The sequence below is a fragment of the Cyanobacterium sp. HL-69 genome (genome assembly GCA_002813895.1).
Lineage (GTDB): Bacteria > Cyanobacteriota > Cyanobacteriia > Cyanobacteriales > Cyanobacteriaceae > Cyanobacterium.
Genome location: CP024912.1, coordinates 2,731,565 through 2,756,077, shown reverse-complemented (window position 1 = coordinate 2,756,077; position 24,513 = coordinate 2,731,565). Strand labels below are relative to the sequence as shown.

Sequence of the window (24,513 nt, the reverse complement as noted above, 5' to 3'; positions counted from 1 at the left end):
TCGTGATAAAAGTAGTTTGAAAACCCTAAAATAAAAGTCTAGTTCCTAATATATTTAAAGATAAAAATATGAGTAATTTAGTTGACGAAAAAAACTCTACCATCCCTTCAGAGTGTTTGATGGCGAAAATGTCCCCTTCTGCGTTAAATTTAGTAGCGGATTTTTTTAAAGTGTTATCAGAAGGTAGTCGTTTAAATATCGTTTGTGCCTTACGTAGCGGAGCAAAAAATGTATCAGAAATCATCGAAATTACTGAGTTAGGACAAGCAAATGTATCCAAACATTTAAAAATTTTAGCTGGGGCTGGGGTAGTAAATCGTACTCAGAAAGGTATTAATGTTTATTATCAAATATCCAATCCTTTTGTGTTTGAATTATGTGATTTAGTTTGTAATTCTTTGTCTATTCAAATTGAGCAACAAAATAAACATTTACAACTTTTACGGGCAATGCAACAAACCATTGAGAATTAAAGCAATCATAGAAAATTGAATTTTATGTTAATTTTCTTAAAAATTATTTTCTTTCTGGGGTTCAAGAGTAAGGTTAAAATTAGATACATAACACCGAATTATAATAACCTAAATACTTTTTAATTTATACATAACAATGATTACCTGTCCTAATTGCCAATATGAAAACCCTGACGGGGCAACTGTTTGTGAACTTTGTTTTACTCCTTTAGGGGATGGGGCTACGGTGACAAAATGCCCTAACTGCGAAGCTGATGTACCTCCCAATGCCACTTTTTGTGGTGAGTGTGGTTTTAGTTTAACCTATGGGGGTGGAGGTGATACCATGGATAATATGGACGTAGGAGCGACTGATGAGGCTAAGGCTTCCCCTACTAGGGCGGAAAATCCTGTGGTGCAAGAAACTCTATTGCAAACCCCTTCGGCTAATCTTCTCCATGTACAAACTAATACCACCATTGAGTTAGCTTCTGATTTGCCTGTAATTCATATTGGTAAGGTAAATGAAACGGTACCTCCTGATATTGATGTGTCGGGTTTCCCTAATTCTCAGATTGTTTCCCGCATTCATGCGGATATTTGTCAGGAAAATGGATCTTACTTTCTGGAGGATACGGGTAGTGCCAATGGTACTTATGTTAATCATGTTCCTCTCGGGAAGGGTAATCGTCATCGTTTGAGTAATGGCGATCGCATTGCTCTCGGTAAAGAAGATAAAGTAACCTTTATTTTTCAAATGGGTTAAGAAAACAGAGAGTTGGACGTAAGCCGGATTCTGTTCCCTCATCGGGGGTAGTTATCTATCTAGGGTGCCTGTTACCAAACACCTCAAGCGGTACACCAGAAGCGGAATAGGAAAAAGATCAACCTTCATTCCTCCGACCTTGCTTCCAACCGGGGTTTACCGAGCCAGTACCTCTCGATACTGCTGGTGCGCTCTTACCGCACCTTTGCACCCTTACCTTTATCCAAAGGCGGTATATTTCTGTGGCACTATCCTCACGCTCGCACGCACTGGGCATTACCCAGCAAGTCTGATCTTTTGGAAGTCCGGACTTTCCTCAAGCTAAATTCACAGGAAAACTTTAACTTGCAACTACCTCACCAACTCTCTGTGATATATATCTTATCACTGCGAACCAACTAATTGGTATTTATTTGATGGTGAATCTGGAAGTATAAATATTTTATGATAGTTCAAACGAACTGAGTATTTTCCTGTTTAAGTGGGAAAAATAGTTATAGGTATAAAAGAGAACCGAAAATTAACGTTCGGTAATTACTCAAGAAAAAGACTTTAATACTAACTCAGAATAAGTCATCATATAAAGTAGTAGTTAACAAATTGTTATATTTTTGTAAACATTTCTTGAGCCTCAGTACCCGTAAACGAGATTTTAAAGAAAAAAATTTACAATAGTGAACTTTTTTTTACAAACCAGAGTCTATAAAAACAGTAATATAAAAAATAGACGCTCTTTGGAGATTCCTCGGAAAATCCAAAAATAATAAAAGGATCTGTTTTACTTTAACAATCCTATCACAAAAAAATTGCGCTTGAAGTTAGGAGAAGAGAAGCCCTATGCCCACTGCCAAATTAAACGGAATGGACAAGAAAAAAATTAACACTGTAGATATGGTGCGTACCTATTTACAAGAAATCGGAAAAGTCCCCCTTCTGAGTCATGAGCAAGAAATTGTTTTTGGGAAGCAAGTGCAAGAGATGATGTCTTTGTATGCCCAAAAAGAAGAATTAGCAGAAAAACTTGACCATGAGCCAACTTTAGAGGAGTGGGCAGAGGCTACTGAAAAAAGCCCTGCAGAGTTGAAAAAGCTTATTCATCAGGGTAAACGCGCTAAACAAAAAATGATTGAGGCGAATTTACGTTTGGTAGTGGCGATCGCCAAAAAGTACCAAAAGAGAAATATGGAATTCTTGGACTTAATCCAAGAAGGTAGTCTCGGTTTAGAAAGAGGTGTAGAAAAATTTGACCCCACCAAAGGTTTTAAATTCTCTACCTATGCTTACTGGTGGATTCGTCAAGCTATTACAAGGGCGATCGCACAACAAGCTAGAACTATCCGTTTACCCATCCATATTACTGAAAAATTAAATAAGATCAAGAAAACTCAGCGGGAATTATCTCAGAAATTAGGCAGAAGCCCTAATCAAAGTGAAATTGCCAACGCCCTGGATTTAGAACCATCCCAAATCCGAGAATACTTCAGTATAGCCCGTCAACCCATCTCCCTCGATGTCAAAGTAGGAGACAACCAAGACACGGAATTATCTGAACTTTTAGAAGACGAAGGACTATCCCCTGACAAGTACATCACCCAAGAATTGATGCGTCAAGACTTGCACAAACTTCTAGGGGAATTAACCCCCCAACAACAGCAAGTAGTCAGACTACGCTTTGGCTTAGAAGACGGCAAAGAATTATCCCTCGCCAAAATTGGTCAGAGAATGGGAATCAGTCGAGAAAGAGTGCGTCAACTAGAACAACAAGCTCTTGCCCATCTTCGTAAAAAACGAGGTAGCGTCAGAGAATATATTGTCACAAGTTAACAATTAGCATTAGCAAATTTTCTCCTCAAAGACAACAAACCAGATTATGGAACAAAATGCAAACCATAGTCTGGTTTTTTGTTTTAGATACAATTAGTTACAACTATCGTAATTAATAAAAATATTTAGTTACCATGAAACTATAAAACAACGAGGAGCAAGAAAATGAACAAGACATTATTATATTTGGTCTCTTGTGCTAGTTTACTTTCAATCGCTATGCCCGGGACTGCTTCAGAAAACACCTTCCCTGATAATGATAATAATCTTGAATCAAGTGTTTTCCTGTCCACCGAAGAATTTTATACCGTTTCCACCTCTTCCACAGTCCTTCAAAGTTTTGAAATTGATTCTTCCAATACCACCATTTTTAATAATACCCCTGAAGAATCAAAAATTGCCCAAAATAGTGATGAAAATTCTATTTCCTTCGATAACTGGTACGCAGGAGCAAGTTTAGGAGTATTTTTTCCTAGCGATGGACTTTTAGATACTGGTTTTGGGCCTGCTGGTTATATCGGTTATCAATTTACCCCCAACATAGGAGGAGAATTAGGATTATTATACGCAGGTTCAGATTTAGATGGCCGTGTGGGCGATGCCAATATTCTTTCCGTAATCGCCAGCGCCCGTTATAGCGCACCATTTGAAGGTAGTAATAATTGGAACTATTTTGGTACCGCAGGAGTTGGATTTACTCGCTCATCTGTCACAGCCCCCGCCACTTTTGACTTAAATAATAACTTAGTTCAACCAGCCATCGACAGTGAAGATACCTCATTTAGTTTTGAGGTGAAAGGAGGGGTAGGGTATGAATTTAATACGAATACTTCTGCTTTTGCCCAGCTAAGATACCTAAACGTTTCTGGGGGCAACTCCAATTACTTATCCACTGAATTAGGGGTTCATTATAAATTTTAAGGGGCGGGGTTTAGGTGCGATTCTCTCCGCACCATAGGATGCCCTGTCATTCCCCTTATTATCTAAGCTAGAGTTTTCATAAAAATCTTTATATGGGTTTTCTACCATAGAGATATGTTAAATACTGAAGATATTGCCCCACATCCTCTGTTAAGTCATGCTCATGGTAGCGCCAACTCCAATTGTCGTCCACTGTGCCTGGGGTATTCATCTTAGAATTGGTACCTAAGCCCAATAAATCCTGTACGGGGAAAATAGCCATATCAGCCACGGAAGCTAGAGCAAGACGAATTAAGCTCCAATGGATACCTTCATCACAAATGCCTCCTATGTAGTCTACCACTTGCTTACGAGCGTCAAAAGAACGTTTTTCAAACCAACCTACGGTAGTATCATTATCATGGGTACCTGTGTAAACGACGCAGTTGCGGTTATTATAATTAAACGGTAAAAAGCCATTTGCCCGATCAGAATCAAAGGCAAAATGAAGTATTTTCATACCTGGAAATTTAAACTTATCCCGTAGGGCTTCTACTTCTGGAGTAATTACCCCTAAGTCTTCTGCCACAATGGGCAATGTACCCAATTCCTTTTTAAGGATGGTAAAAAATTCCTCTCCTTTGGCTTTTACCCACTCTCCATTCATAGCGGTGGTTTCCCCTTCTGGCACAGCCCAAAAGGATTCAAAGCCACGGAAATGATCGATACGCATAATATCTACATACTCTAACATTCCCTTAATTCTCTGTACCCACCAAGCAAAATTAGTCTTTTCTAAGGCCTCCCAATTATAGACAGGATTTCCCCATAGTTGCCCTGTTTCACTAAAATAATCGGGTGGTACCCCTGCCATGGATGCGGCGGCTCCTGTTTTTTCATCTAGGCAAAAAATACTTTGATTTGCCCATACATCCACACTATCATGGGCTACATAAATAGGAATATCTCCAAATATTTGGATACCTCTTTCATTGGCATAATTTTTTAGGCTGCACCATTGGCGGAAGAAGCTAAACTGTAAGAATTTATGATAAAACATTTCATCCCCTAGCTTTAGTTGCCATCTTTTAATGGCTTCTGGCTCTCTTTTGGCGATGTCTTTTTCCCACTGAAACCAAGCGGCACCGTTATGAAATTCTTTTAGGGCCATAAATAAGGAGTAGTTTTCTAACCAGTAACTATAGTCATGGCAAAACTGATCAAATTCTTGTTTATATTCATCTTCTTCTCTTTCCCCGAAGGTATCAAAGGCTTTTCTGAGGAGAGGGAATTTTGTCTCTGTTACTAGATGATAATCAATTCTAGAGGGGTTGATGTGCTTAAATTTTGCTTGGACTTGGCTTATATCTTCTTCTGTTAATAAACCATCTCCATAGAGAATATCAAAGCTGATGAGGAGAGGATTACCCGCTAATGCGGAGTAGGATAGATAGGGGGAATTACCGCTTCCTGTGGGGCCTAAGGGTAATATCTGCCATACTTGTTGATCACTGCTATGAAGAAAATCGATAAAACCATAAGCTCCCCCTCCAAGATCTCCGATACCGTAAGGACTAGGTAATGAGGTAGGATGGAGTAAAATTCCACTGGAGCGACGATCAAACATGAGTTCTAGTTAGTTGTTTTGTACGATTTTATCTTAGCAAAGGGGATAAGTTTATTCAGCCATCAGCACGATTACTGAAAGCTGAATGGCAGTATTTTTTTTATAAGTCTCCTCTTAGGGCATAGAGAATAAAAACAATTACAGGTCCTGCGATGAGAATTAAACCAACGGAGGTTAGCTGTAAGATTACTTCAAAGTCAACGTTACTAAAAAAGTTTGTGATAAAGTCCATATTTGCTCCTAAGTAGTTAAATTATTATTTATGATACTGATTGTGCCTTTTTGGTATTAAACCATAATCTCTTGATATAAAATGGAGTTATGAATGAATGTCTTTGGATCTGACGTTTTAATACTCTTTTGAGGGTCAAATCAGCTTTTTTTATTTTTTATACTGACAAAATATATCATACTAGGAAAGGTTGCCCTCGATGGTGGTAATTCCAAGAAAATCTATTAAGTTTTGTTACGAGGTTTTGTTATGGGCAAATGGCGTTGTATGGAAGGTTGTGGTGCTTGTTGTAATTTAGATCCTAGGGAGCGTCCTGATTTGGATTCTTATTTGAGTCCTGAAAATTTGGAGCTATATATGAGTATGGTGGGGGAAAATGGTTGGTGTATCAATTACGATCATGATATGAGAAAGTGTACGATTTATGAGGATAGACCTAGTTTTTGTCGGGTTAAGCCTGAAACTTTTTTAGAAATGTTTGGCATTGAGGAAGAGGAGTTTAATGATTTTGCCATTGATTGTTGTGTTCAACAAATTGAGGGGGTTTATGGCAATCCTAGTGAGGAATTAGAGACTTATATGGCTGGATAGTTGAGATACAAAGATGATTGATGAGGTATCTGTTTGGTTCACGTTTCGGGATAAAATGCTACTTTAATCATTAATTAACTATCAAGGCTCCCTGACTATGGAATTAAATATCGGTTGGTTATATCCTAATCTTATGAGTACCTATGGCGATCGCGGCAATGTGATTTGTATTCAGAGACGTTGTCAATGGCGTAATTTGGATGTAAATATTTTACCCCTTGATCAAGGGGCTGATATAACTAGCTTTGAAAAGTTTGATTTGGTGGTAGGGGGAGGGGCGCAGGATAGACAACAGGAAATTGTCATGCGTGATTTACAGGGGAAAAAGGCAGAAATAATTAAGGAAAAGTTACATTCTGGTATCCCTGGAGTGTTTACTTGCGGTTCACCTCAATTGTTGGGTAAATATTATGAACCTGCTTTGGGGGAAAGGATTGAGGGTTTAGGTATTTTGGATTTGGTGACAAAACACCCTGGGCAAAATGTCCAACGTTGCATTGGTAATGTGGCTTTTGAGTTGGTGGGTAATCCTTTGGCAGATGATATTAAAAAGATGATGGGGGGGGAATCTCCTATGGTAGTAGGTTTTGAGAACCATGGTGGTAGGACTTATTTGGGGGATGTGTCGCCCTTGGGGAAGGTGTTGAGTGGTTATGGTAATAATGGGGAGGATGGTTTTGAGGGGGCTTTTTACAAAAGTGCGATCGCCACTTATGCCCATGGTCCTTTATTGCCTAAAAATCCTTTTTTAGCAGACTGGTTAATTATAAGGGCGATCGAGCAAAAATATCAAGAAACCATTACCCTAACTACCCTTGATGATACCCTCGCTCACCAAGGTAGAAAAGCTATCCTCAAAAAATTAGGTATCAAAAGTTAAAAAATACAGCGGTTTCTCACCTTTACATCAAAGGAAATAATCAGCATTATCCCCTGCACTTCATCATCAGCACATCTTGACAGTTTAGTTGTCAATCGTAACAAAACTTCATATAATAGGGGGTGTAATAAGTATAAATTACTATTGATCATGTTTACCTATGATTTTCCGTACCTTACAGCAATTATAGCCTTACCATTAATAGGGGCGATCGCCATTCCCTTCATTCCCGACAAATACGGCAAAAATACCAGAAACTATGCCTTAGTCATTGCCTTACTAAACCTTGCCTTGATTGTTTACAGCATTTCCCAAAGCTACACCATTGGTGCTAGTGAATTTCAAATGCAAGAAATCTATGAATGGCTACCTCAAATTGGTTTAAATTGGTCTTTAGCGATCGATGGTATATCCATGCCCCTCATTGTATTATCAGGTTTAATCTCCACTTTATCCATCCTTGCATCATGGAAAGTTGACAACAAACCAAAACTATATTATTTCTTATTATTACTTCTCTACAGCGCCCAGATTGGCGTATTTGCAGCCCAAGACTTGCTATTATTCTTCATTATGTGGGAATTAGAATTAGTTCCCGTCTATATCTTAATTTCCATCTGGGGAGGTAAAAAACGCCTCTACGCCGCCACCAAATTTATTCTATACACCGCCTTGGCTTCTATTTTCATCCTCGTTTCAGGACTAGCCCTTGCGTTTTATGGCGACACCTTCACCCTCAACATTGCCGAATTAGGTTTAAAAAATTACCCTCTAACCCTAGAAGTTTTAGCCTATACAGGTTTCCTCATCGCCTTCGGCGTAAAACTACCTATCTTTCCATTCCATACATGGTTGCCCGATGCCCATAGCGAGGCTTCTGCACCCGTATCCATGGTTTTAGCAGGGGTTTTATTAAAAATGGGTGGTTATGGTCTAATTCGCTTCAATATGGAGATTTTGCCCGATGCCCACATCAAATTTGCCCCTCTTTTAATCATTCTTGGGGTGGTAAATATCGTTTACGGTGCATTTACTGCCTTTGGGCAAACCAACCTTAAGCGTCGCCTTGCTTCCTCCTCCATCTCTCACATGGGCTTTGTCTTAGTGGGAATCGCCTCCTTTACTGATTTGGGTATGAATGGAGCAATGTTACAAATGCTTTCCCATGGTTTAATCGCCGCCGCCTTATTCTATCTCTCAGGGGTAGCCTACGAGCGCACCCATACCCTGATGATGGACGAAATGGGTGGTATGGCAAAACTTATGCCCAAAACCTTTGCCCTTTTCACCACCGCTTCTATGGCATCTTTGGCGTTACCCGGCATGAGTGGTTTTGTTAGTGAATTGTCCATCTTCCTCGGTATTGCCCAGAGTGATGCCTATAGCTCTACTTTTAAAGTAGTTGTTACCGTTTTAGCAGGGGTAGGCTTAATTTTAACTCCCATCTACCTACTTTCCATGTTAAGAGTAGTATTCTATGGCAAAAAAGAAAATGCCCTGCAATTGCTCCGTTTTGGAGTAGATGCCAATGCCCGTGAGGTATTTATCACCGTTTGCTTGATTCTGCCCATCATCGGTATTGGTTTATATCCCAAATTAATTACTACCACCTATGATGTGGATACCGTGCAAGTAGCATCCAAGGTAAGGGCTTCTTTACCTGTCATTGTGGAAAATCATGTAACTGCCATCAAAGTTGCAGAAGTTGATTTGTCTGCCATGCCTCAAATTGAACGTTAATTGATATTGAATCTGCTTTCTTTCCCCTTTCTGTAACAGAGAGGGGATTTTTTTATGAGTAAAAATTGAACTCGATGATTACAAGGACTGGATTACCCTGCCATAACTCCATAATTCTTGATAGTAATTGCGACTAACTTGATCAAGATCATTGCTTAATTCATTAATACCTATGCCATTATTACCCATATCTTTACCCGAGCTATGGATATAGCGATTATCCCCTAAATAAAGAGCCACATGGGTAACTTTTTTTACACCAAAGAAAATTAAATCTCCCTTTTCTAACTTCTCCCTAGTAATTTTTTGACAAAAATCTTCCTGTTGATAAGAATCCCTCGGCAACCATATCCCCTCACTAGCAAAAGCTGACTGCATTAAACCCGAGCAATCATAATTAGGTGCCACGGTGCCACCCCATAGATAATAATTAGACACTTGATGGGCTTGTAAACAAAAATCAATAATGGCAGAGATTTTCTGGGAAATATATTCACGAAAAACGGTTTCCTTTTGATAGTTTTCATCAGCAGGTTGCAAAAACTTAAGAGATGACAATGGCAACCATCCCTGATAATTATCTTCACATAAGCAGACTTTTACAGCTTCACTATCTGGAGTATCAGAAACCAATTTTATATATCTTCCCTTTGCCCCTTGGGTGGACAATTCCTGACAATCAGGGTTAACAAATAAATTTATATCTTGTAAACAAACATATTCCCCTGTGTTAGATGGAGGCAGAAACATAGTAATTAATCATTAATAATTGAGAATTATATTTTAATGAATTAATCTTTTCTTCAACCGAAATTTGAAAAATAGGTGTTGCTTAACCATGATATGAAATATGATGACTATTCCCCATTACCCATACGCCACCTAAACTAAAAATCACATTTAAAATTCAGCAATGTTAATAATCTTAGTTTAAGAATTGTTAAGATTTCGTTAATATGTAATAAGTAACTCAAACGTAAATCACCCTACCATCAACCATGCTCGATTTAGACAATTTCGGTAATAGTCATTCTGAATCTATGGAGAATGACACCTTGAGTCACGTTAAATCTTCCCTTAGTTTAAGACAAAATAATCAATTCAAAGCTCGTCACCTCGGCATCAATGAACCTAGTGCGAAGATAATGTTGGATGCTCTAGGCTATGATAGTTTAGACCAACTAATTGATCAGGCTGTTCCCCCATCTATTCGGCTCAATCAATCTTTAAAGTTACCCTCTGCTAGTTCAGAAAGTCAAGCCCTTGCCCAGTTAAAGGAAATTGCCCAAGAGAATGAGGTATTCACAAACTATATCGGCATGGGTTACAGTAATTGCATTACTCCCCCAGTTATTCAGCGCAACATTTTAGAAAATCCTAACTGGTACACTGCTTATACTCCCTATCAGCCAGAAATTGCTCAGGGAAGGTTAGAAGCACTTTTGAATTATCAAACCATGATCATTGATTTGACGGGTTTAGAGATTGCTAACGCTTCTTTGTTGGATGAAGGCACAGCAGCAGCGGAAGCTATGACCATGAGTTATGGTGTATGTAAAAATAAGTCTAACAGATTTTTTGTCGATCGCACTTGTCATCCCCAAACCATTGCGGTAATTGAAACTAGAGCTAGATATTTGGATATTGAGTTAATTATCGCTGATTTTGCTGATTTTGATTTTAATACTCCCATTTTCGGCGCTTTACTACAATATCCTACTACCCACGGCACAATCTACGATTATCAAGAAATAATTGATCAAGTCCACCAACAAAAAGGCTTAGTTACTCTCGCCTGTGATTTGATGGCTTTAGCCCTGTTAAAATCCCCCGGGGAATTAAATGCTGATATTGCAGTGGGAAATACTCAACGTTTTGGAGTACCATTGGGTTATGGTGGGCCTCACGCTGCTTATTTTGCGACCAAGGATCAATATAAAAGACAAGTACCGGGGCGTATTGTAGGGGTTTCTAAGGATGTCCATGGAAAACCAGCTTTAAGGCTAGCACTACAAACCAGAGAGCAACATATTCGCCGTGATAAGGCTACCAGTAATATTTGCACCGCGCAGGTATTGTTGGCGGTGATTGCTTCTACCTATGCTCTCTACCATGGGCAAGAAGGTATTAAAAACATTGCTACGACTATCCATGATTTAACCAAGGTGTTAGGTGCAGGGCTAGAAAGGCTCAATTATCGGTTAAGGAGTCATTCTATTTTTGACACCATTACCATTGATTTTGTTGACACTGAGTTGGTTGGTACTATTCGTGAAACTGCTGAAGCTAGGCAAGTCAATTTCCGCTACGATGAGAGTGCGATCGGTATTAGTCTTGATGAAACTACTACCCTAGAAGATGTGCAGAAAATATGGTCAATTTTCGCTCCCAATGGGGAGGTTAATTTCACCGTTGAACAATTAAATACTTCTAAGTTTGATTTACCTCACAACTTTTTGCGTAAAACTCCTTATCTCACCGAAGCCGTATTTAATCAATACCATTCCGAAACCGAGTTACTAAGGTATTTACACCGCTTGGAAAGCAAGGATTTATCCCTTACCACTTCCATGATTGCCCTCGGTTCTTGTACCATGAAGCTAAACGCTACAGCGGAAATGTTACCCATAACCTGGGCAGAATTTAACCAAATCCATCCCTTTGCCCCTGTTTCTCAAACGAAGGGGTATCAAGTCCTTTTTGCTCAATTGGAGGCATGGTTGGGCGAAATAACAGGGTTTGCTGGAATATCTCTCCAGCCCAATGCGGGTTCTCAAGGGGAATATGCAGGGTTACAGGTGATTCGCAGATACCATGATAGTTTGGGGGAAAGCCATCGTAATATTTGTCTGATTCCCGAGTCTGCCCATGGTACAAACCCCGCTAGTGCGGTGATGTGTGGTTTAAAGGTTGTGCCTGTGAAGTGTGACAGTCAGGGGGATATTGATATTGAGGATTTGAACACCAAGGCGGAAAAATATCGAGATAATCTCTCAGCGTTGATGATTACTTATCCTTCTACCCATGGGGTATTTGAGCAGGGTATTAAGGATATATGCGGTATTATCCACAGTTATGGGGGACAGGTATATCTGGATGGGGCGAATATGAATGCGCAGGTGGGTTTGTGTCGCCCAGCGGATTTTGGGGCGGATGTGTGTCATCTCAATTTACATAAAACTTTCTGTATTCCCCATGGTGGCGGTGGCCCAGGGGTTGGTCCTATTGGGGTGATGCCTCATTTGGTGCCTTTTTTACCTGCTACGGATGGATCCCCTCTAGCCCCCCTTAATAAGGATGAAGGATCCCCCCTAGCCCCCCTTAATAAGGGGGGAATGGAGTCGATTGGGATGGTTTCGGCGGCGCCTTGGGGTAGTGCCAGTATTTTACCTATTTCTTGGATGTACATTGCCATGATGGGGGCTGAGGGTTTGATGGAGGCGACTAAGATTGCGATTTTGAATGCAAATTATATTGCCCATCGTTTGGCACCTCATTATCCGATTTTGTTTACTGGTAAAACGGGTTTGGTTGCCCATGAGTGTATTATTGATTTACGTCCGTTGCGTAAAACTGCTTCTATTGAGGTGCAGGATGTGGCAAAACGTCTTATTGATTATGGTTTCCATGCGCCTACTATGTCTTGGCCTGTGAATGGTACGATGATGATTGAACCGACAGAAAGTGAGTCTTTGGCGGAGTTAGATCGTTTTTGTGAGGCGATGATCTCTATTCGTCAGGAAATAAGGGCGATCGAGGATGGTAAGATGAACATGGAGGATAATCTACTCAAAAATTCTCCCCATACTGCGGTGAGTTTGATTGCTTCTGATTGGAGTCATCCTTATACCCGTGAGGAGGCTGCTTATCCTGATAGTTGGACGAAAGAGCATAAATTTTGGAGTGCTGTAGGGCGTATTGATAATGCTTGGGGCGATCGCAATTTAGTATGTTCTTGTGTCGGTATGGAAAATTATCAGTAAAATTTGAAATATCCCCTTTCTTTTATGGAAGGGGTTTTTGGCTAGTAGAAATAGTGAAAAAATCCAAGCATTTTGTCAGTAATTTAGCTTAAATTTACTTTTATAGTATCCCTCTTTTGTCACTTTCCGAAATAACTAATCGGAAAAAATGAATTTATCCACTGAGAAAATGAATCATACAATTATTGCTGTGGTTCAGTAAATGATTAAACCCTATCCATAATAAATCGCTCTCCATTATTCTTAACCAAGGTAACATTGTGCAAAAGATGAGCATTGGTTTAACCATAATTCGATAGTTAATCAATGTATTTTTCCAACTACTAAAATCACGCCAATCTTCTGTGATGAAGATTTTCTTATCTTGAGTCTCTACTATTTTTTTTTGATTAATTAAGTCTGTAATAGGTTTAGTTTTTAAGCTAGTCATCCAGTAAACACTATTAATAATTTCCCACCATTTTTCTATATCTTCTCCCTTGGTTAAACGATAATCTGTCCAGCCTAATTCTTGTTTACACTGCCGAAATCCATACTCTACCCATGTACGTTGACCATATAAATTTCCCATGGTTTTTTTCTGTTGAGTTCTCGTTTTTTGGATGTTAGTCATTACAAAACTAGTGCTGTTTTCTGGCATAGTTTCTGTGTTAGTAGTAATTTGCCAATAAGTTATTTCTCTTCTGAGACCATAAATAATTTCTCTAATGTATCTATCTTCTTTTTTACCATCACTAAAGGGAAAGTAATATTTCTATAAAGACCATAAACATTTACTGATACTATACCTTGATCTATTTTCCCTAAGCTTCCCAAATATTGTCGAGAAGTATAATCTGTGTTATTTCCTTATCTTGGTGCGCGTTCCCTTGCGTCTTTCGCCGACGCGGGGTCGCACCGCTTTTTACGATCTCCTGTTTCATCAATGATTACTGTAATCGGTGTATCAATCAGTATACTTAAAATATATTTTAAACGTACTTTTTCCAAGTCTGATGAATTCCAATTAGATTTTGTCAAAAAATGATGTAAACCTTGAGAGGAAACATTAACAATTTTACTTATTTCTGGCAAAGATTTTCTTTTGAGTGTTGAAATTAATCCTAGGGCGTGTCATCAATTAAGCCATATAACGACTGCGGCTAGATAAATAGCACCAAGAAAATTTATTTTTCGTTTATCATACCTAGTGGCTATGGCTCTATATTGTTTTAATCGGGCAAAAAAGTTCTCAATCAAATGTCTTGCTTGATATAAATACTTATCATATTCTCGTTGTTCTTTTCTATTTCTTTTTGGTGGAATAACCGCTATTTTATCCTGCTTCTTTAGCTTTTCCAGAACTCTTTCATCCGCATCATAACCTTTGTCCCCTAACAAAATATCTGCCTTTATTTCTTTTAGTAAAACATCTGCACCGTCCAAATCACATTTTTGTCCTCCGGTGAGGAAAAAACCTGTAGGATTACCTAATGCGTCAACCGTAGTATGAATTTTTGTACTTAAACCTCCTTTACTTCGACCTATTGCTTCCTCGTTTTTATCCCCCCTTTTGCACCAGCACTATGCTGGTGTGCTCTTACTATGGTTGAATCAATCATGGCATATTCATCGTTACTATCTCCTGCCAAAATTTGAAAAACCTTTTCCCAGACACCTTTTTTATTCCAACGACTAAAACGAGTATGAACCACTCGAAAATCACCAAATCGACTAGGTAAATCTCGCCAAGGAATACCAGCTCGATACCTGTACAATACCGCTTCGACAAAAAGTCGATTATCTTTGGCGGTGACTCCCACTGTACCAAATCGACCCGGTAATAAATCTTTAATTTTTTCCCATTGATCGTCTCTCAAACCATACCTGCGCATCTCTACCATATCCTCACTTTTGTCACAATTACTATCATCCTTATTTTATCTGTTATTCTCTTCTATTTGATGACACGCCCTAAAACTATTATTACTATTGCCCATTGCCTATTCCCCAACTAAACTAATAAATCATAACTTTGACAATTTATTGGCTAAGGTAAAAATTAGTCATTTTAACTTATTTATTTTACTATCATGAGCAACAAAACAGCCCTAATTACAGGGGCATCATCGGGAATCGGTAAGGCATTCGCTGAAGAATTAGCCCAAAAAAGTTATGATTTAATTATTATTGCTAGAACTACAGAAGCATTAAATAATATAAAAAACGACTTAGAAACTAAGCATAAAATAAGCGTAAAAGTTATCACTCAAGATTTAACTTTGCCTAATGCTTGTGAAGATATTTATGAGCAACTAAAACAAGAAAATATAATCGTTGACTTGTTGATAAATAATGCAGGTTTTGGTGATTATGGGTTATTTTGCGATCGCCCCTTAGATAAGCAATTGAAAATGATCCAATTAAATATTAGCGCCTTGGTTACCCTAACTCATTTATTTTTACAGGATATGAGAGAGAGAAAAGAAGGAGACATTATCAATGTGGGTTCTATTGCAGGTTATCAACCCTTACCCTACTTATCTGTATATGCTGCCACTAAAGCCTTTGTATTGTCCTTTTCCGAGGCACTATGGGCAGAAAACAAAGAATATGGGGTCAATATATTAGCCCTTTGCCCAGGCCCCACAGAATCCAATTTTGGCGAGGTAGCAGAGTTTGAACTTAACCAAAACAGTGACGATATGTCCTTAGCCAAAGCCGAAGATGTTGTCAAAGATGCCCTTGATGCCCTTAGTCAGAAAAAATCTAACAGTGTCACGGGGGGATTAGTCAATCAAATCATTGTTAATTTACCCCGCTTTTTGCCCAGAGAATTACTTTTAAAAGCCGTAGAAAAACAGTTTAAAAAGAATAAATAATGAACAAAACTATTTACTATTAGTAGTAAGGGCATTTTCTGCAGTCCACGCAGGATGAGCAAACAAAGCATCTATTTCCCTAACTCCTCTCAACTGATTAGATAGGGGTAGATGTCCGAGAGGCGCACTCAAATCCCAGACAAATTCTTGGGGGTATTTTGTCCACCGATTACCATCTTTCCATTTTAATTTTGCCCATAATTCGATATAGTCTTTTCTTTGGGAAAGCCAAATTTTTCTTTGGATACTATAACCAAATTTTCCTTCGGAATAAACATTCCATAATAAATCAATGGTAAGTAAATCTTTAATAGGAAATTTAGCAATTTCAGTAAAATAAAGCCATTTTCTTTGGACTGCTTTTTGTCCTGCTATTTCGCAAAGTTTAACTCTAGTTAGTACGTCAGCTTTTTGATATTCTTTGACTATTAAAAGTTCTTGTAATTCTGAGTAATCTATATTGGATGATGACTCTGGTTGGACTATTCCTTGGGGTATTTTATCAGCGATAAAACTATTATTTTCTTGATTATCACTATTCTTTAAGGCTTGATATATTTTACCTAAAACTGGATTGGGAACTTGTTCTTGAGATGAAGATAAAAACTCTCTTAAAAACTGGTATCCTTCTTCCCCTTTTGCAATAATGTCATCAATAAGTTTTAGTTGATTTTTGTTAGATGCCTGATTAAATTTTTCGGTGAGAGTCCCTAATTCATTCATGTTCACTAAAGTTTAATTACCTATCTGCACTAATGCTATATTTTATTTATTAATATCTAAAATTTTATTGATAATTTTAGTGGTTGAAGTTGGTATTTCAATGTCAACCAGTTTAATTTTACCACCATAGGCGAATACCGCAGGGGATTCGGGCAAAGTTTCAACTTGATAGTCTCCCCCTTTGACATATATATCTGGTTGTAGGGTTTCGATGATTTTGGTGGCGGTGGTTTCATAAAACATAACTGCTCCGTCCACGCTACTCAGGGCGGTTAAAAGCTCTGCCCTTTGGGCTTCGGGAATGATGGGGCGCTCTGGTTTGCCTTGGGTGGGGGGTTTAATTTGTTGTACGCTGCGATCGCCATTTACTCCCACAATCAAAGTTTTACCCTGATTTTTAGCCTCTTGGAGATAACGAATATGTCCAACATGGAGTAAATCAAAACAACCATTGGTAAATACAAGGGGGCGCCATTGCTGGGGATTTTGGTCAATAATAGATTTTAACTGCTCTAAGGAATATATTTTACTCATAAATTGTCATTAATTGATAATTTGACTATTGGCGATTAACCAACGATTATTAACCCTCACAAGGTCATATCTAACCAATAAATTAGAATCATAGGATTGTTGATTGTTTAATTGTCCATTGTTGAAATACTGAGAATTTTCTCTCACCCGTGCGGTGATATTTGCCTCCATATTATTTTGGGGGTTAATGTTTACTTCCTCAATGGTGACATCATGTTCATAGCGACGATAAGCACTTTGATTGCGCAGAGTGTTGATATTACCACGCCAAATGGACAAAAAGGGATCTGCTAAAACGTTGTCCAAAGCCCCTAGGTTGTAATCTGGCCCTGTTGCCAAAGCTTTTGCCTCCAACCACCCATTGATAATTTCTGAAGCCATTTCTGGGGATAAAGGCTGGGAAGATGAGTCTGTACCGGCTAATTCTTCGGGCAACTCAATCAGAGATTGACTTAACGATATTTCGAGGTTAGCATCTCCCGATTGATTAAATACCCGATAAAACAGGGCAGAAAAAATACCTAATAAAATCAGCAATACGAATAATATTATCATCGGTGATGATGAAAAATTCTGGGAGGACGACATTTCCTTTTCATCTTCTGGGGTGTCTGATATTAAATTATCGTTTTTAGGCTCTTCTGGCTCATCATTATCATCAATTTCCGCCTCGAGGAAGGATGAGAAACCCACGAGGGAGGAATCTTCTTCCGTTTTTTCTATCTCTGGGGTAGAAATATTTGGAGGGGGAATTTCTGAAGCCTGAAGGGGTGTTTCTTCTTGGTCAAATTCCGAGGGATAGTCTTTTAATAAGGATAAGGGATCTTCCTCATCTATGGCATTAATTTCAGGGGGTGCTATGTTTTCGAGGGCGCGTTGCAGTCTGCCATCGTCAAAATATTCTTGAACAGATGAAGATTCCCTCTCAAGATTTTTAAATTGGGGAAAAAGCTCTTCTTTAAGCCAATTTTCGGCATAGATAATTAACCCTGGTACTAAATCAGGTGCGCCTTGGGAAAGTTTTTTGATAGACTTAACTTTTTCTGTTTCATAACTATGGTTAAGTAGTTTTTCGGCTTGGTTAATATTTCCTAGTAATAATGAGCAGATGGATTGTTCAAGATATACGTCTTGATATTGGTTAAGATGATCAAGGATATTTTGGGCTTGAATAATTAGCTCTGGTTTTCTTTCCACAAAACCCCTGACGATGAGGGCGTTAACGGTAAGATAAGTAGCAGCGATGGAGGGGCGTGATGATTCTTGTTTAAATAATTCTTCTTGTTCGAGGGGGGTTAGGTAGGTTCTAACTTCTTGTAAAAATCTTAGAAAATCGTCGGTGTTTAACCCTGATTGATCTTGTTTTTTTCCTTCTATACCTTCCCTTGAGTCTAGCATTTTCTGGAGCAGGGCGATCGCCTTTTGTCTATCCACCAGTTGAGAATCTGATTTAGATAATAACTCGATAACTTCGTAAGGACGAACTTTTTGTAAGTCGCTATCAATTTCTTGGCGAATGGGCATAAATACATTTTGTTGCTCTAAGATAGCATCCGCTGCCCATAGATAAAGACTAGCGTTTTCATACTCCCGTTGATGCCATTTTTCTTTGGCAAGGTCTAAATAGGCACTTATTACCGTTAAAATTAAATCTTGCCACCATGACTGTAGTTGATTGGTGTCGGTGCTAATTTCTTCGAGAGGCTCTTTTCCTTCCAAGAAAGACTGAGCAATATTGAGTAATAATTCGTACTCTCCCAACTCCTGCAACATCATCAAAGCCCCAAGGAGTAAATCTCCATCTACTTCGATGGTGGGGTTGGCAATGGATGTTTCTGAAAGACTGAGGGCATCATCAATGCTCATGTCCATATTACCGTCACCGTTAATGATGGCAGAGCCATGGGAAGGGAAAATTTCATCGTCATACTGTTGACGAATTTCCTCATCCTTTAACACTGAATGAGCCAATTTTATTAGGTTTTGGCGAGAGGCGATCGCAGATTGACTATATTCACTACGGGGTAATTGTAGCATACGATCTTCGTACGCCTGATTGATCAAATCATCCTCTGCCTGTAGAGGCACACCAAGGATGCGGTAATAGTCTAGGGGTATTTGCACGGTTTACCTAACTTAAGATGATGATGGTTTGCTCACTTACCATAATAAATAACCATAAAGGTAACTAAGTGACAACAAAATTTTACCTTAGTTGGATGAAAAATTGTGGATTTAGAGGAGGAATAGAAAATAATTAATTATTTATTTCTCAATTACCCAAATAGCATAGAAACAGGATCTAGGTTAATATTGATTAGTTATTGCTGTTGTGATGAAATAAAAACCTAGGTTCAGATATGGCGCTAATTGTCCAAAAATATGGTGGTAGTTCTGTAGGCTCTACGGAGAGAATAAAAGAAGTTAGTAAGCGGATTTGTGCAACCGTCAAGGAAGGAAATCAGGTTGTTGTGGTAGTTTCCGCTATGGGTAAGACTACAGATAGTTTGGTCAAGTTAGCGCAAGATATTTCGAGTAACCCTTGTCGTCGGGAGATGGATATGTTGCTCTCGACGGGGGAGCAGGTGTCAATCTCTTTACTTAGTATGGCACTACAGGAAATGGGGCAACCCGCTATTTCTTTGACGGGGGCGCAGGTGGGTATTGTTACAGAAGCCCATCACAGCAAGGCTCGGATTTTAGAAATTAAAACCGAAAGGGTAAATAAGCACCTTGGGGAAGGTAAAGTAATTGTTGTTGCGGGTTTCCAAGGTATTAGTAATCTTCAAGAGTTGGAAATTACTACCCTCGGGAGGGGTGGCTCTGATACCTCTGCGGTGGCTTTGGCGGTGGCCATTGGGGCGGATTGTTGCGAGATTTATACGGATGTACCAGGAATTTTAACCACTGACCCTAGAATTGTCCCTGAAGCTCAGTTATTATCAGAGATTACCAGCGATGAAATGTTGGAGTTGGCAAGTTTGGGCGCGAAGGTGTTACACCCTCGGGCGGTGGAAATTGCCCGTAATTTTGGGATGCCTTTGGTGGTCAAGTCTAGCTGGACGGATGATGTGGGTACTAGGGTAATTTCTCCTCCTAATCAGGGGCGCTCGTTAATCGGTTTGGAGATTACTAAGGCGGTGGATGCGGTGCAATTTGACTCAGATCAAGCTAAAATAGCCCTTCTCAGGGTTGCCGATCGCCCCGGGGTAGCCGCCAAGTTGTTCGGGGAAATAGCCCGTCAGGATGTGGATGTGGACCTAATTATTCAGTCTATCCATGAGGGGAATAGTAATGATATTGCCTTTACGGTGGTTAAGGGGATGTTACCCCACGCTGAAGCGGTGGCAAATGCGATCGCCCCTATCCTTGATGAAAACAGTACCACCGATATTTTAGTGGAACAAAAAATTGCCAAAATCGCCATCGCAGGGGCAGGGATGATTGGCAGACCTGGTATTGCGGCTCAAATGTTTCGGGCTTTGGCGGAGGCAGGGGTAAATATTCAAATGATTTCCACCTCCGAGGTGAAGGTTAGTTGTATTGTTAATCAGGATGAGTGCGATCGGGCGATCGCCTCTTTGTGTAATACTTTTAATATTGATAGTTCCAATATTACCCACAACCAAGAAAACGAAAACCAAAGTAATCTTGTCCCCGTGAGAGGAGTTGCCCTAGACAAAAATCAAGCCCAAATTGCTATCCTCTATGTACCAGATATGCCGGGTATGGCTGCCAAAATTTTTACTACCCTCGCCGATGAAAATATCAGTGTTGATATGATTATCCAATCTCAACGGTGTCGCCTAGTGGATGGAATACCCATGCGTGATATTGCCTTTACCGTCGCTTCCTCCGATGCCCCCCAAGCCATGGAAGTTATCAATAAATTACAAGATACTCTCAAATTTAGACAAGTTGCGATCGATGACAACATCGCCAAAGTAAGCATTGTCGGCTCAGGCATGGTAGGGCATCCCGGTATCGCTGCTCAATTTTTCAGCGCCCTTGCCCACGAAAAAATTAATATCTCCATGATTACCACCTCAGAAATTAAAATCAGTTGTGTGGTATCCCAAGAGCAAGGCATTCAAGCCCTCAAAGCCGTCCATAAGGCATTTAACCTCGGCGGAGAAGTACAAGCGGATATTCCTGCCGTAAGCTGGAAATAAAAAAGTTATCTTGCTCAAGTAATTAATTTTCGGCGTTACTTAATACTGAGATGAAGTAATGCCTAATTTTCTAAGGCTTTAAGGTAATCCATAGCAGCTTTTAGTTTTGAATCATAGGACATGGCAAACTGAGAAAACCAGAATCCCTCATCGGAATTAATATCTAGGTTTTTTAACCAAACTTCAGCTTTTTTGGTTAACTGCTCTATCTTTTCAGCTTCTGCCCTTGCTAACTCTTCCTTCCTTCTTGCCTCTGCCTTGGCTTTCCTCTGGGCTTCTAATTCCTTCTTTTTAATTTCCTCAAAATCATTACTGGAAATTTGATCACGGGGCTTAATTTTTTCTTGTAAATTCTGAGTTAAAGAAATTAAAGCATCATCTACCGCAGAAAATTTCTGAGAGTTATTTTTTATGGGCTTTTTTTGTTGAAACTTAGCCTCTATATCTGCGAGTAAATCATCAGATGGCTGATTCTTTTGGGGAACAGATGAAGATTTTTGTTGATACTGATCGGTTAAACTTGCTAAAACAGAATCAATAGGATCATTTTCTGCTGGATGAGTCATGATTGAATTAGCTTAACTTAATTTTGCCTTTGCTTTATTATATGCTCTTTAACCACCGTAAGCATAGTGCTAGTACTGTTATTCATTTTTATTATAATTTTTTTAGCCTAAAATTTACTGGTTAAATAATCTACAATTATTGTCTAATTTCTCTAAAATAAAATTATCAATGACTATATATAACAAACTTATTCGAGATAAAATTCCTGAAATTATTAAAAATAATAATAAACAGTGTGAAATAAAAAAACTTTCCGTTAGGGAATATAAACAATCATTAAAAAATAAATTGTTAGAGGAAGTTTACGAAGTTTTAGAAGCAAATAATACTAAAGATTTAATAGATGAAATAGCAGATGTTTATGAAGTTTTATCTGCAATAATACAAGTGTATGAATTGAGTGAAGAAGAAATAAAAGAAGTACAGAAGGAAAAAGGGGAAAAAAGAGGAATTTTTGATAAAAAAATACAATTAATTTCAGTTTATGAGAATAATATAATTGAACAAGATTTAAATAAAAATATCAACATTGAAAAGGATTTACATAATTATTTATACAAAAATATTGATCAAAAAATAGCTAATAATTTAGATCACAATTCAGATTTATTAAAACAAGCTTTTTCTGCCATAGCAAATGAGAATCCTTTATGGTTAAGTTTAAAGTTACCCGTCGAGTGGGGCGGTTTACAGGTTAGTAAAAGAGACTTTTTCACATCTAAAATGATGATGGCAAAATATTCAGGGGCTTTAGCTTTTTTACAAGCACAACATCAAACAGCGGTAGGAATATTATCTTCATCTGAAAACGAAATTATTAAACAAAGATATTTACCAAAAATTGCTAAAGGATTAAGTTTTTGTGGGGTCGCTTTTTCCCATTTGCGTCGTTTAAAAAATCCTCCTTTACGGGCAGTAGTTGATGAAAAAGGTTATCGATTGACAGGAAACATTTTTTGGATTACAGGATTTAATATTTTTGAGCATTTTGTGGTGGGAGCCATTTTAGAGGATGGTAGAGAATTATATGCGATCGCACCTTTTGCTAGTACCAACAAAAATGGAGGCAAAATAACCATTAATAAAACCATGAGATTAGGGGCAATGGCATCAACTAATACCGTCAGTGCAAGCATGGAAAAATGGTATATTCATCCTGATGATATTATTAAAATAAATCCTTCCCAAACTATTGTTAAAGATAGTGAAAAACAAGTATTAAATAATAGTGCTTTTGCCCTTGGTTGTGCCATGGGAAGCCTTGATTTAATAAAAGAAAATGCCGATAAACTAGAACTTGAATCAGTATTTTTTAACTACGAAAAATTAACCACAGAATTAAATAATTTGAAAGAAAATATCTTGACAGAAATCGAAAATCCATCAAAAACTCCTCAGCATAAACTAACTTTAAGAGCAAAAGCCATCAACTTAGCTTTTCGTTGCACCCAAGGGGCAGTAATCACTAGCAAAGGTTCAGCTAATTTACAAGATAATACCGCCCAAAGATTGTATAAAGAGGCTTTAGTTTATAGTGTTTCCGGGCAAACCATTCCTATTTTAGAAAAAAGTTTTGAGATGTTAATAAGGAAATAGTCTAAAGTGCGATCGCCACATACTTGTAGCTTTTCTTGTATTTGCTTCATCGCATGATTATCATGTTATCTATCTGTTATGTAATTGAATAACATTTTAAATAAGTATATTCACGAATTCATCAATATTGCTATTATTTTTGAGCTTCATTAATATATCATTTACATCAAGATTAACGGCTTTTGCTTGTCTATAGAGTATATCTTTAACTTTCAGAGAGCCATAAAGATTGACTAGAGTAACAAGGAAATCATCAGGGGAAATTGCCTTTATACCATAGAATTCAGTCGTATCAGGAGGAAAGTCTTTGAGATTGGCGGTAATGATGAGACTTGCTTTTGCTTCTATGGCAGCGGCAAGTACATGACGATCTTTTGGTTCATTCGTCAGTGTATTAATGATTTTCTGTTTCGGTTCAACTAAAGACTCAGGAAAAGCTAACTTTATCTGTTCAACTCTTTTTTTAGCTTTTAACAAGGCTTTTTCTATGGTTATATTCTGCCTTTTTGCTAAAATTTTAGCTAGATTTCTGGTGCTTTCTTCTAATATTTGTTCAGAAATATGAAATCTAAATAAATTTGCTTCAATCATTCTTAGCAAAGTATCACAAAGGGGCATGGGAATGATGACACAAGCATCTAAAACTACTACTAACTTCGTCACGAATTATTTTCTAATTTCAGGCTCTAGTCATATAATCCATCTTCTTTTAGCCCCTGTGAAAAACTGTTTAATAAGCGATTACGCTTTTTGTTTCTGATTTGCTGATACTGTACTACATCTTTGGTTTTAATTTTACTTCTATTACCGATTTTTATATAAGATAGTTCTCGATTTTTTAACATTTTATTGAGATAAGCAGGTGAAACGTTAAGAAAATCTGCTGTCTCCTCTATAGTCATATATTCATCACGACAGATAACAATCACTGATTTAGCATCTCTTTGTAATTCCAAAGTTAGCTCATTAATGTTATGTTTTTCCTTTTTAACACGTTTCTTTTTTCCTTGCTCTGCTCTTTTTATAAATTGCATAGGACTATTCTTGACTCATTCTTTTCCCATC

Annotated in this window: 21 protein-coding genes, 1 other RNA gene and 1 pseudogene; 11 read left to right on the top strand and 12 right to left on the bottom strand. The window is 38.3% G+C overall.

Features of this window, described 5'->3' with window-relative positions; genetic code table 11:
• Positions 1-68 precede the first annotated feature (68 nt).
• Both AA637_RS12810 and AA637_RS12805 read left to right on the top strand, forming a co-directional pair.
• Positions 69-473 (top strand): ArsR/SmtB family transcription factor, encoded by a 405-nt coding sequence (locus AA637_RS12810; RefSeq protein ID WP_069790090.1) that lies wholly within the window; start codon positions 69-71, stop codon positions 471-473.
• A gap of 136 nt (positions 474-609) precedes the next feature.
• A complete protein-coding gene (locus tag AA637_RS12805; protein ID WP_446683080.1) occupies positions 610-1,218 on the top strand; it encodes an FHA domain-containing protein in 609 nt (202 codons plus the stop codon).
• 4 nt (positions 1,219-1,222) lie between these two features.
• On the opposite strand, the gene rnpB is transcribed toward AA637_RS12805, so the two are convergent.
• Positions 1,223-1,585: RNase P RNA component class A (gene rnpB, locus AA637_RS12800), an RNA gene on the bottom strand.
• A gap of 470 nt (positions 1,586-2,055) precedes the next feature.
• On the opposite strand from rnpB, the gene AA637_RS12795 reads away from it, so the two are divergent.
• Together AA637_RS12795 and AA637_RS12790 are read left to right on the top strand one after the other, a co-directional pair.
• Positions 2,056-3,042, top strand: a complete 987-nt coding sequence (locus AA637_RS12795; protein ID WP_069790088.1) for an RNA polymerase sigma factor, RpoD/SigA family — start codon at positions 2,056-2,058, stop codon at positions 3,040-3,042.
• Positions 3,043-3,261: 219 nt separating this feature from the next.
• Positions 3,262-3,963, top strand: coding sequence for an outer membrane protein (locus AA637_RS12790; protein WP_446683079.1), 702 nt, complete (start codon positions 3,262-3,264; stop codon positions 3,961-3,963).
• Positions 3,964-4,051: 88 nt separating this feature from the next.
• Here the strand turns inward: AA637_RS12790 and malQ are convergent, their stop codons facing one another.
• Together malQ and psb30 are read right to left on the bottom strand one after the other, a co-directional pair.
• Positions 4,052-5,569 carry a 4-alpha-glucanotransferase gene (gene malQ / locus AA637_RS12785; RefSeq protein WP_446683078.1) on the bottom strand — a complete coding sequence of 506 codons (1,518 nt, stop codon included), beginning with the start codon at positions 5,567-5,569 and terminating at the stop codon, positions 4,052-4,054.
• 100 nt (positions 5,570-5,669) lie between these two features.
• Positions 5,670-5,801, bottom strand: coding sequence for a photosystem II reaction center protein Ycf12/Psb30 (gene psb30, locus AA637_RS12780; protein WP_069790085.1), 132 nt, complete (start codon positions 5,799-5,801; stop codon positions 5,670-5,672).
• A gap of 249 nt (positions 5,802-6,050) precedes the next feature.
• On the opposite strand from psb30, the gene AA637_RS12775 reads away from it, so the two are divergent.
• The 3 genes from AA637_RS12775 (at position 6,051) to AA637_RS12765 (ending at position 9,012) form a co-directional block, all read left to right on the top strand.
• The gene (locus AA637_RS12775) at positions 6,051-6,392 is read left to right on the top strand and encodes a YkgJ family cysteine cluster protein (protein WP_446683077.1); all 342 of its coding nucleotides are present in this window, start codon (positions 6,051-6,053) and stop codon (positions 6,390-6,392) included.
• A gap of 97 nt (positions 6,393-6,489) precedes the next feature.
• Positions 6,490-7,272 (top strand): type 1 glutamine amidotransferase, encoded by a 783-nt coding sequence (locus AA637_RS12770; RefSeq protein WP_069790083.1) that lies wholly within the window; start codon positions 6,490-6,492, stop codon positions 7,270-7,272.
• Between the two features lie 150 nt (positions 7,273-7,422).
• Entirely contained in the window at positions 7,423-9,012 is a 1,590-nt protein-coding gene (locus tag AA637_RS12765) for an NAD(P)H-quinone oxidoreductase subunit 4 (protein WP_446683076.1), read from the top strand.
• A 78-nt stretch (positions 9,013-9,090) separates the two neighbouring features.
• Here the strand turns inward: AA637_RS12765 and AA637_RS12760 are convergent, their stop codons facing one another.
• Complete coding sequence (locus tag AA637_RS12760) at positions 9,091-9,762, bottom strand: C40 family peptidase (RefSeq protein ID WP_446683075.1); 672 nt, start codon at positions 9,760-9,762, stop codon at positions 9,091-9,093.
• Positions 9,763-10,010: 248 nt separating this feature from the next.
• Between AA637_RS12760 and gcvP the strand changes: the two genes are divergently transcribed.
• Positions 10,011-12,995: an aminomethyl-transferring glycine dehydrogenase gene (gene gcvP, locus AA637_RS12755; protein ID WP_446683074.1), complete on the top strand. Its 2,985-nt coding sequence runs from the start codon at positions 10,011-10,013 to the stop codon at positions 12,993-12,995.
• A 355-nt stretch (positions 12,996-13,350) separates the two neighbouring features.
• On the opposite strand, the pseudogene AA637_RS12750 reads toward gcvP, so the two are convergent.
• Positions 13,351-14,069: pseudogene (locus AA637_RS12750) on the bottom strand (transposase); the annotation flags it as partial.
• 42 nt (positions 14,070-14,111) lie between these two features.
• Positions 14,112-14,869 (bottom strand): IS5 family transposase gene (locus AA637_RS12745; protein ID WP_446684592.1). Its coding sequence is split into 2 segments (ribosomal slippage): positions 14,112-14,530 and positions 14,530-14,869, totalling 759 coding nucleotides; the frame shifts between segments, so codons are not numbered across the junction.
• Positions 14,870-15,067: 198 nt separating this feature from the next.
• Here AA637_RS12745 and AA637_RS12740 point away from each other — a divergent pair.
• Positions 15,068-15,856 (top strand): SDR family NAD(P)-dependent oxidoreductase, encoded by a 789-nt coding sequence (locus AA637_RS12740; RefSeq protein WP_446683073.1) that lies wholly within the window; start codon positions 15,068-15,070, stop codon positions 15,854-15,856.
• 9 nt (positions 15,857-15,865) lie between these two features.
• Here the strand turns inward: AA637_RS12740 and AA637_RS12735 are convergent, their stop codons facing one another.
• From AA637_RS12735 to AA637_RS12725, 3 genes are read right to left on the bottom strand one after another with little or no spacing between them, the layout of a single operon-like run.
• Positions 15,866-16,579 carry a GUN4 N-terminal ARM-like repeat domain-containing protein gene (locus AA637_RS12735; RefSeq protein ID WP_446683072.1) on the bottom strand — a complete coding sequence of 238 codons (714 nt, stop codon included), beginning with the start codon at positions 16,577-16,579 and terminating at the stop codon, positions 15,866-15,868.
• Between the two features lie 42 nt (positions 16,580-16,621).
• Entirely contained in the window at positions 16,622-17,113 is a 492-nt protein-coding gene (locus tag AA637_RS12730) for an adenylyltransferase/cytidyltransferase family protein (protein ID WP_446683071.1), read from the bottom strand.
• Between the two features lie 9 nt (positions 17,114-17,122).
• Entirely contained in the window at positions 17,123-19,237 is a 2,115-nt protein-coding gene (locus AA637_RS12725; protein ID WP_446683070.1) for an IMS domain-containing protein, read from the bottom strand.
• Positions 19,238-19,473: 236 nt separating this feature from the next.
• Here AA637_RS12725 and AA637_RS12720 point away from each other — a divergent pair, with 236 nt between their 5' ends.
• A complete protein-coding gene (locus AA637_RS12720; RefSeq protein WP_446683069.1) occupies positions 19,474-21,285 on the top strand; it encodes an aspartate kinase in 1,812 nt (603 codons plus the stop codon).
• A gap of 62 nt (positions 21,286-21,347) precedes the next feature.
• Here AA637_RS12720 and AA637_RS12715 read toward each other — a convergent pair whose 3' ends face one another.
• A complete protein-coding gene (locus tag AA637_RS12715) occupies positions 21,348-21,851 on the bottom strand; it encodes a salt stress protein, Slr1339 family (protein WP_446683068.1) in 504 nt (167 codons plus the stop codon).
• Positions 21,852-22,020: 169 nt separating this feature from the next.
• On the opposite strand from AA637_RS12715, the gene AA637_RS12710 reads away from it, so the two are divergent.
• Positions 22,021-23,448 carry a hypothetical protein gene (locus AA637_RS12710; RefSeq protein WP_446683067.1) on the top strand — a complete coding sequence of 476 codons (1,428 nt, stop codon included), beginning with the start codon at positions 22,021-22,023 and terminating at the stop codon, positions 23,446-23,448.
• Between the two features lie 96 nt (positions 23,449-23,544).
• Here the strand turns inward: AA637_RS12710 and AA637_RS12705 are convergent, their stop codons facing one another.
• Both AA637_RS12705 and AA637_RS12700 read right to left on the bottom strand, forming a co-directional pair.
• Positions 23,545-24,111 (bottom strand): PIN domain-containing protein, encoded by a 567-nt coding sequence (locus AA637_RS12705; RefSeq protein ID WP_446683066.1) that lies wholly within the window; start codon positions 24,109-24,111, stop codon positions 23,545-23,547.
• 23 nt (positions 24,112-24,134) lie between these two features.
• Positions 24,135-24,482: a helix-turn-helix domain-containing protein gene (locus tag AA637_RS12700; RefSeq protein ID WP_446683065.1), complete on the bottom strand. Its 348-nt coding sequence runs from the start codon at positions 24,480-24,482 to the stop codon at positions 24,135-24,137.
• Between the last annotated feature and the right edge of the window lie 31 nt (positions 24,483-24,513).

Bases quoted from the DNA above. Each gene is read 5' to 3' on its own strand.
- AA637_RS12700 (WP_446683065.1), bottom strand. From the start codon at position 24,482: ATGCAATTTATAAAAAGAGCAGAGCAAGGAAAAAAGAAACGTGTTAAA.
- AA637_RS12735 (WP_446683072.1), bottom strand. From the start codon at position 16,579: ATGAATGAATTAGGGACTCTCACCGAAAAATTTAATCAGGCATCTAAC.
- AA637_RS12790 (WP_446683079.1), top strand. From the start codon at position 3,262: ATGCCCGGGACTGCTTCAGAAAACACCTTCCCTGATAATGATAATAAT.
- AA637_RS12715 (WP_446683068.1), bottom strand. From the start codon at position 21,851: ATGACTCATCCAGCAGAAAATGATCCTATTGATTCTGTTTTAGCAAGT.
- AA637_RS12740 (WP_446683073.1), top strand. From the start codon at position 15,068: ATGAGCAACAAAACAGCCCTAATTACAGGGGCATCATCGGGAATCGGT.
- AA637_RS12795 (WP_069790088.1), top strand. From the start codon at position 2,056: ATGCCCACTGCCAAATTAAACGGAATGGACAAGAAAAAAATTAACACT.
- AA637_RS12730 (WP_446683071.1), bottom strand. From the start codon at position 17,113: ATGAGTAAAATATATTCCTTAGAGCAGTTAAAATCTATTATTGACCAA.
- AA637_RS12805 (WP_446683080.1), top strand. From the start codon at position 610: ATGATTACCTGTCCTAATTGCCAATATGAAAACCCTGACGGGGCAACT.
- malQ (WP_446683078.1), bottom strand. From the start codon at position 5,569: ATGTTTGATCGTCGCTCCAGTGGAATTTTACTCCATCCTACCTCATTA.
- AA637_RS12810 (WP_069790090.1), top strand. From the start codon at position 69: ATGAGTAATTTAGTTGACGAAAAAAACTCTACCATCCCTTCAGAGTGT.
- AA637_RS12775 (WP_446683077.1), top strand. From the start codon at position 6,051: ATGGGCAAATGGCGTTGTATGGAAGGTTGTGGTGCTTGTTGTAATTTA.
- AA637_RS12765 (WP_446683076.1), top strand. From the start codon at position 7,423: ATGTTTACCTATGATTTTCCGTACCTTACAGCAATTATAGCCTTACCA.
- AA637_RS12720 (WP_446683069.1), top strand. From the start codon at position 19,474: ATGGCGCTAATTGTCCAAAAATATGGTGGTAGTTCTGTAGGCTCTACG.
- AA637_RS12770 (WP_069790083.1), top strand. From the start codon at position 6,490: ATGGAATTAAATATCGGTTGGTTATATCCTAATCTTATGAGTACCTAT.
- gcvP (WP_446683074.1), top strand. From the start codon at position 10,011: ATGCTCGATTTAGACAATTTCGGTAATAGTCATTCTGAATCTATGGAG.
- psb30 (WP_069790085.1), bottom strand. From the start codon at position 5,801: ATGGACTTTATCACAAACTTTTTTAGTAACGTTGACTTTGAAGTAATC.
- AA637_RS12760 (WP_446683075.1), bottom strand. From the start codon at position 9,762: ATGTTTCTGCCTCCATCTAACACAGGGGAATATGTTTGTTTACAAGAT.
- AA637_RS12710 (WP_446683067.1), top strand. From the start codon at position 22,021: ATGACTATATATAACAAACTTATTCGAGATAAAATTCCTGAAATTATT.